The sequence below is a fragment of the Magnetococcales bacterium genome, from assembly GCA_015231925.1.
Lineage (GTDB): Bacteria > Pseudomonadota > Magnetococcia > Magnetococcales > JADGAQ01 > JADGAQ01.
This window is the reverse complement of the sequence record JADGAQ010000217.1, coordinates 1-6,567: the sequence shown is the minus strand read 5'-3', so window position 1 is coordinate 6,567 and position 6,567 is coordinate 1. Positions and strand designations below refer to the sequence as shown.

Below are 6,567 nucleotides of genomic sequence, written 5' to 3'. Positions count from 1 at the left end.
AAGTCAAACTTCTACTGTCACCCCGGCAGAGCCGGGGGTTTACCTTTATTAATTAGACTCTATCGAACAATTTTTCCACATTTTTACAATGGGTTAAATCACCACAAGGCCTTCCCGAGCCACATTGCGGCAAAAGGGCAAACCATCGTGCAATGCCGTTTCGAACCAGTTCTCCTCGAAGACTTTCAGAGAGATGATGGGTTGGAAATCGAGATCCCACATCAAGGCGTAAGCGGCATCATCCAGACGTTGTTCCAGATCGGTGGTCAGTTCGTCGACCAGGGCCACCACATCCAGATCGGATTCGGGGGTGGCTTGCTCCCGGACGCGGGATCCAAAAACGATCAGGCGACGCAAGGCCCGAGGCGCTGCCCGGTCCAGGCGGATTTTGAGTTCCGTGGCGACGTGATGGTCTTCGGGAGTCACCGGAAAGCCTTTCACAGGGGGACGATTCGAAGGTCTTGAAAAATGTTACCATCCTCCCGGCTTGAAAGCCACCGGAGCGGTTTGCTGGGGTGTCGGAAGGGGAAGTTCCGTCAATCCGGATTTGCCAGGTGACCAGTTCACACCATTCAAATAGATCATCATAATTATATCTTGTAAGCAGAATAAAGCAATAAAAAATGATATATCTTTTACCAGCCATATTTTTATATATGACTACAAGCAGAGAATCATCCGTAGGGCGATATTCATCTCGCAGGAGAGATCAAACGCCGGTGAATAGCCGATCCAGGGCGGCAATGACTTCTTCACGCAATTGGTGGAAGGAACCGATTTTCACGCCCAGATTATGGCCAGGAACGGCAGCCAATTCCGAAGTCGAAAGAAAATAGAGTCCAGTCGGCAGTTCCACCAAGGGCTGAAGGGTTTTGATCGGATTTTGACCCGTTTTGAGCTTGTAGAGAGGAATCACTACCCGTGATTCCATATCGCATAATAAATCGCTTTGAATATCCAGTAGATATTCAACGGCACTACCTGGCTTGTTATATTTATAGAGATCGAACTGGGCCATCAGAATAATCTTGCAGTGTCTCCAAACAATCCTTCTGCTCTAATACGATTATTATATTCCATAATAGCCTCTTTATTCTCTTCTTTCCAGGCATTGCCCGGTTGTTCAACCTGCTTCCCGGTACGACGCGCTTCCAGGGTTCGGGAAAGATTGCTGCCGAGAGATTCCGCCTGAGCGGACACGTCGGTATCGTCGTTCCACCCTGAAGAGTGACGGGGGGAAGGGGGCGCTTCCGGGGATTTGTCAGGCAATACGGTAATGATGAGGCGCGCTTCCCCGACGCTGGGTGGGGTGTCCAGCCAGCGAATGGTGCCGTGATCGAAAACCGCTTCGTAACTCTTCAACATGACCATTTCCCGTCTGGTTTGGGGCGCCCTTATCCGAAAGAGCCGCCTGCCGGGCCATTCTCCCGTAGCAGAAAGCGGTATCCTCTGTTCGATCAGTATGTTGTAACATCTCCGGGGCGTCAAGCCGCATGCGGTTCGACGTGTAGGAATTCGTTGGACCCCGCATCGATGAGCGGGATAGAATGGACGACGGGGGTGCATTCCGCCAGGAGGTATGAAAAATGGAGATTACTCATGTCACAGTGAGGTTGAGCAATCTGGCGGCGGATGGTTTGCCTTACGAAGCCGATTTTTTGGTGGATACGGGAGCCATCGATTGTCTGGTTCCGGCCTCGCGGCTGCGGGAGGCGGGTGTTCGTGAAGAAGGCCGTGCGGTATACGAGTTGGCCAATGGCAACGTGGTGGAGTATACCTTCGGTTTTGCGAGGATCGGTTTCATGGGCGCGGAGACGGTGGGGCAGGTGGTCTTTGGTCCGGAGGGGTGCGAGCCCATTTTGGGGGTGGTGGCGCTGGAAAATACCGGAATCGGCATCGATCCCGCCACCCGGACCTTGGAACGCCTGCCTGCCAAGCCGATAAAGTAGCTGATCATTAAAACATAGAATGACGCCCAAATCAGGCTCGTAAAGCTGGATGATGAGCCAGCGGACCGAATTAAAAAGACTTATAGCTATTTAGACGGACGCATTCATTCTCCGAACGATTGTGCTTATTCCACAACTTAATGACTTACACCGCTTCAGGATCAATGAAAATATTGTATTCTCGTTATAACAACAGAAACGAAATGACCGCTAAAATGACCCCGGCCCGTGATGCAATCTATCTGAATATCGTCCTTGAGCCGATCCGGGTTTGTGCCGGTTACAAACCGAAGTTTGGCCAAGGTCGTGGCGGCGGGCTCGATCTGAATGAGTTTCGCACGCTCTATCAGTCGGATCCGTTTTACTCCTGGTTCGGTCTCGACAATCCGCTCCTGTACGCGGCTCACAAGGCCGCAGGGGGCATGACGAGCGTTTATCGCCAGATTGGTATCGGTTGCGAAAAACTGTTCCGGCAAATTTTGAGTGATCAGTTCGGGCTGTCGCCTGAGGCCGCCAACTGGTCTTACACGGTCCCGGTCTCCGGGGGCAAAACCCGCACTCTTCATCTGGATGGGCGGGTGATATTGCAGGAGGTCCACGACCGGGCCGCACGCGACCGATTGCACTTGTGGATGGAACAGGCTGCCGCAGCCGCCGGGGTTTCGCCCGCGATTGTCGCCACGTTGAGCGGAACGGTTTTCGAAGTGCGCCAGGGTTACAAGAGCAAGGATTCCAAACGCCAGAACGCCGATATTGCCAATGCGGCCACGGCCTATACCAGTACCTACCTGCCTTGCGCGGTGATCCTCTCGTCCCAGATCGACAACGATATCTTGTTGCGATACCGTTCCGAACGTTGGTCCATCCTGACGGGTCGCGTGGGTCTGAACGACCCGTTGCAATCCACTTACGACTTCCTGTCACAGGTCGTCGGTTACGACCTCATGGCCTTTTTTCAACGCAACAGCGCCACGCTGCATACCGAGATCGACGCCGTGTTGCGAGCGCTGCTTGCTCCGGAGACCACATGATTCCCACCATTGCTTCACCCTTGATCCAGCGGGCGGACTATACCCATCGATACAACGGCAGGATGGGTCGCCATGGCTGGCTGCGGCTCACTCCGGCCTATTCGGTGAAGGTTGTCGAGGAGCTGTTGTCCGCCTGTCCGGAGGAGTCGCTTCGTCTTCTTGACCCCTTCTGCGGCACGGCGACAACGGCATTGTGCGCCGCCTCCGCGGGGCACCCGGTAACCACGGTCGACATCAATCCGTTTCTGGTATGGTTGGCCAACACCAAAACCGCCCACTACAGCGCCACGTCCATTCAGTCCGCTCGTCAGGCGGGTCGCGAGGCCCTTGTTCTGGTGAAGCAACAAAGCTGCAAACCCATGGCGGAACCACCCATCCACAATATTTCCCGCTGGTGGAGCGAGTCGGGCCGGGCCTTTCTCTGCCGTCTTCGGCCCGCCATCGAGGAGGTCACGGCTCAAAATTCCCCGGAACGATCCCTGTTGCTGGTTGCTTTTTGTCGCACGCTGATCTCTTTGTCGAATGCCGCTTTCAACCATCAGTCCATGTCTTTCCGCGATGAGGCCCCGACGTCGGAGGAGAGATCGCCGGATCTGTCGCAACGTTTTGAAAACGATGTGTCCCATGTTCTTCACGGTACGATGCCCGATCCGGTTGGCCAAGCCCGCATCATTCAGGGCGATGCCCGTATCCTGGACCACCTGAATGAACGGTTCGACCGGGTCATAACCTCTCCGCCTTATGCCAACCGCATGTCCTACATCCGAGAACTGCGACCTTATATGTACTGGCTCGGTTATCTGCAAAACGGGCGGGACGCAGGGGAACTCGACTGGCAGGCCATCGGCGGCACCTGGGGTATCGCCACGAGCCGTCTGGCCGATTGGCGGCCCGACGGGAACATCCCGATGCCCGCCTGGCTGTCCCCCGTTCTGGGGGACATTGCCCATGCCGACAATGCCAATGGTCGCCTGCTGGCCAACTACATCGCCAAATATGCCCAGGATATGTGGCTCCACTTTGCCAGCCTGTCACGTGTCATGGCAGCCAACGGTCAGGCCCACTATATCGTCGGCAACTCCACATTCTACGGCCACCTGCTGCCTACCGAACGTCTCTACGCGGATATGCTCTCCGAGCTGGGATTTTGTGATGTTGCCGTTAAGCCGATCCGAAAGCGCAACTCCAAAAAGGAGTTGGTGGAGTACGACGTGTCGTGCCGTAAACCGGGCGTCATTTAACCGGAGTCTGCGCCCAGGTTTCGACGCCACGAATTCCATCTGCCGCAGTATTGGGCCGGGTGACTTCCCCATAACCCGTCCCCCACCTTGGCAACCCTCTTGCAAGGATTTTCCGGTTGAGAAATCACCGGTTGAGTGATCTCCGGACCCATTCTTGCGGCAAGCGGGGTTGTTCCATGATTCCACTGGCGGTTCCCAACCTGGGCGGACGGGAGGGCGAGTACCTTCAGGAGTGTGTTCGCTCGACCTTCGTCTCTTCCGTGGGCCCTTTCGTGACCCGGTTCGAAGCCGATGTGGCGCGTGAGGCCGGGAGTGCGGGCAGCGTGGCCACCTCGGCGGGCACCACCGCGCTGCATGCCGCCTTGACCAGCGTCGGCGTGGGGGCGGGGGATCTGGTGATTCTGCCTTCCTACACCTTTATCGCTTCCGCCAACGCCATTGCCCATTGCGGGGCGCTGCCCTGGCTTTTCGACGTGGAGGCGGCGAGCTGGACCCTCGATGCGGAGCAGGTGGCCGTCGCCTTGGCCCTTGATACGGTGCGTGAGGGAGCGGTTCTGCGGCATGTCGGCTCCGGGCGGCGGGTGGCGGCCCTGATGCCCGTCTACACCCTGGGCACCCCGGCCCGCATGGATCGCCTCACGGAGCTGGCCCGGCAATACGGTCTGCCGGTCGTGGCCGATGCCGCCGCAGCCCTGGGAGCCCGTTTTCAGGGCAAAAGCCTTGGTGAACTGGGTGCCGATCTCACCGCCTTCTCCTTCAACGGCAACAAGACCGTAACCTGCGGCGGGGGAGGGGCCATTTGCGGCGATACGGGCGAGTATCTGCGTCTGGCGCGGCATCTGACCACCACGGCGCGTCATGGCGAGGAGTACGATCACGATCGCGTCGGTTTCAACTACCGCATGACCAACCTGCAAGCCGCCGTCGGCTGCGCCCAATTGGAGCAGTTGCCGGGTTTCCTCGCCGCCAAACGGGCCATTCGCGCCCGTTACGATGCGGAGTTGGCCGATCTGCCCTTTCTGAAGCCGTTTCCCCAGCCGGAGTGGGCCGAAAGCGCCTGCTGGTTTTCCGGCACGGTGATCGACGGGGCCCATCGCCAGGGCATGGCCCGGTTGCGCGCCCGCTTGAAAGAAGAGGGCATCGAGGCGCGTTCCTTCTGGAAGCCGATGCATTTGCAAACGCCCTATGCCGCCGCACCCCGTGTTGCAACCCCGGTGGCCGATGCCTTGTGGGAGCGGGTCTTGACCCTGCCCTGCTCCACCCAGTTGACTTCTGACGAGCAGGGGCAGGTCATCGCCACCTTGCGTCGCCTCGTTTCGGAAGAGGGAGTGGAGCAATGGAGCCGTTGAGCCGGGGAGTGTTCATCATTGCCGAAGCCGGTGTCAACCACAACGGCGACCTCGATCTGGCCCGCCGGCTGGTGGTGGCGGCCAAAAAGGCCGGGGCCGATGCGGTCAAATTCCAGACTTTCAAGGCGGCGGCTCTGGTGACCCGAGACGCCGCCAAGGCCCGTTATCAGGAGGCCACCACCGAGGCGGCGGAATCCCAGAAGGCCATGTTGCAGCGGCTGGAGCTTTCCGAAGCGGATCATGTCGCGCTGCTGGCCTGTTGTCGGCAGGAGGGCATCCGTTTTCTCTCCTCGGCCTTCGATTTGGAGAGTCTGGCCTTGTTGCAACGCCTGGGGCTCGATCCCCTGAAGCTGCCTTCGGGCGAGTTGACCAATCTGCCTTATCTGCGTCGGGTGGGGGCCATGGGGCGGCGTTTGATCGTCTCCACGGGCATGGCTTCCCTTGGCGAGGTTGAGGCGGCTCTTGACGTGTTGGAAAAGGCTGGTACCTCGCGCGACAAGATCACTCTGCTGCACTGCACCACCAGTTATCCCACGCCGCCGGAGTCGGTGAATCTTCAGGCCATGGCCACGTTGGCGGCGGCTTTCGGCACGGCGGTGGGTTATTCGGATCATACCGAGGGCATTGCGGTTTCGATTGCGGCGGTGGCTTTGGGGGCTGTGGTCATCGAAAAGCATTTCACGCTGGATCGCACCTTGCCGGGGCCGGATCATCAGGCTTCCATCGAGCCCGAGGAGCTGGCGGCGTTGGTGCGGGGCATTCGCATGGTGGAGCGGGCGCGGGGGGATGGTATCAAGCGGCCGGCGGCGGCGGAAGTGGACAATACCCCGGTGGCTCGCAAGAGCATTGTGGCGGCGCGGGGGATTCGCTGTGGCGAGGTGTTGAGTGACGAAAACCTGACGGTCAAGAGGCCGGGAACGGGGATCAGTCCCATGTGTTGGGATCAGGTGTGTGGGCGGGTGGCGGGGCGGGATTACCGGGAGGATGAATTTATTCA

8 protein-coding genes are annotated in these 6,567 nt (G+C 58.3%); 5 read left to right on the top strand and 3 right to left on the bottom strand.

What is annotated here, in order from left to right; all coding sequences use genetic code 11:
* Positions 1 to 93 precede the first annotated feature (93 nt).
* The 3 genes from HQL56_17340 to HQL56_17330 form a co-directional block, all read right to left on the bottom strand.
* The gene (locus HQL56_17340; protein MBF0311284.1) at positions 94 to 426 is read right to left on the bottom strand and encodes a nucleotidyltransferase domain-containing protein; all 333 of its coding nucleotides are present in this window, start codon (positions 424 to 426) and stop codon (positions 94 to 96) included.
* A gap of 283 nt (positions 427 to 709) precedes the next feature.
* Positions 710 to 1,018, bottom strand: a complete 309-nt coding sequence (locus HQL56_17335; GenBank protein ID MBF0311283.1) for a CcdB family protein — start codon at positions 1,016 to 1,018, stop codon at positions 710 to 712.
* Positions 1,018 to 1,365: a type II toxin-antitoxin system CcdA family antitoxin gene (locus HQL56_17330; protein MBF0311282.1), complete on the bottom strand. Its 348-nt coding sequence runs from the start codon at positions 1,363 to 1,365 to the stop codon at positions 1,018 to 1,020. The genes HQL56_17335 and HQL56_17330 overlap by 1 nt, the downstream gene beginning before the upstream one ends.
* Before the next feature lie 221 nt (positions 1,366 to 1,586).
* On the opposite strand from HQL56_17330, the gene HQL56_17325 reads away from it, so the two are divergent.
* The 5 genes from HQL56_17325 to neuB all read left to right on the top strand — a co-directional run.
* Positions 1,587 to 1,949, top strand: a complete 363-nt coding sequence (locus tag HQL56_17325) for a clan AA aspartic protease (protein MBF0311281.1) — start codon at positions 1,587 to 1,589, stop codon at positions 1,947 to 1,949.
* A 215-nt stretch (positions 1,950 to 2,164) separates the two neighbouring features.
* Positions 2,165 to 2,980: a hypothetical protein gene (locus tag HQL56_17320; GenBank protein ID MBF0311280.1), complete on the top strand. Its 816-nt coding sequence runs from the start codon at positions 2,165 to 2,167 to the stop codon at positions 2,978 to 2,980.
* Positions 2,977 to 4,221, top strand: coding sequence for a DNA methyltransferase (locus HQL56_17315; protein ID MBF0311279.1), 1,245 nt, complete (start codon positions 2,977 to 2,979; stop codon positions 4,219 to 4,221). The genes HQL56_17320 and HQL56_17315 overlap by 4 nt, the downstream gene beginning before the upstream one ends.
* A 176-nt stretch (positions 4,222 to 4,397) precedes the next feature.
* On the top strand, positions 4,398 to 5,570 hold the full coding sequence (locus HQL56_17310) for a DegT/DnrJ/EryC1/StrS family aminotransferase (protein ID MBF0311278.1): 1,173 nt from the start codon (positions 4,398 to 4,400) through the stop codon (positions 5,568 to 5,570).
* A partial coding sequence (neuB, locus tag HQL56_17305) for an N-acetylneuraminate synthase (protein MBF0311277.1) occupies positions 5,558 to 6,567 on the top strand: 1,010 nt, incomplete at its 3' end. The genes HQL56_17310 and neuB, both read left to right, overlap by 13 nt.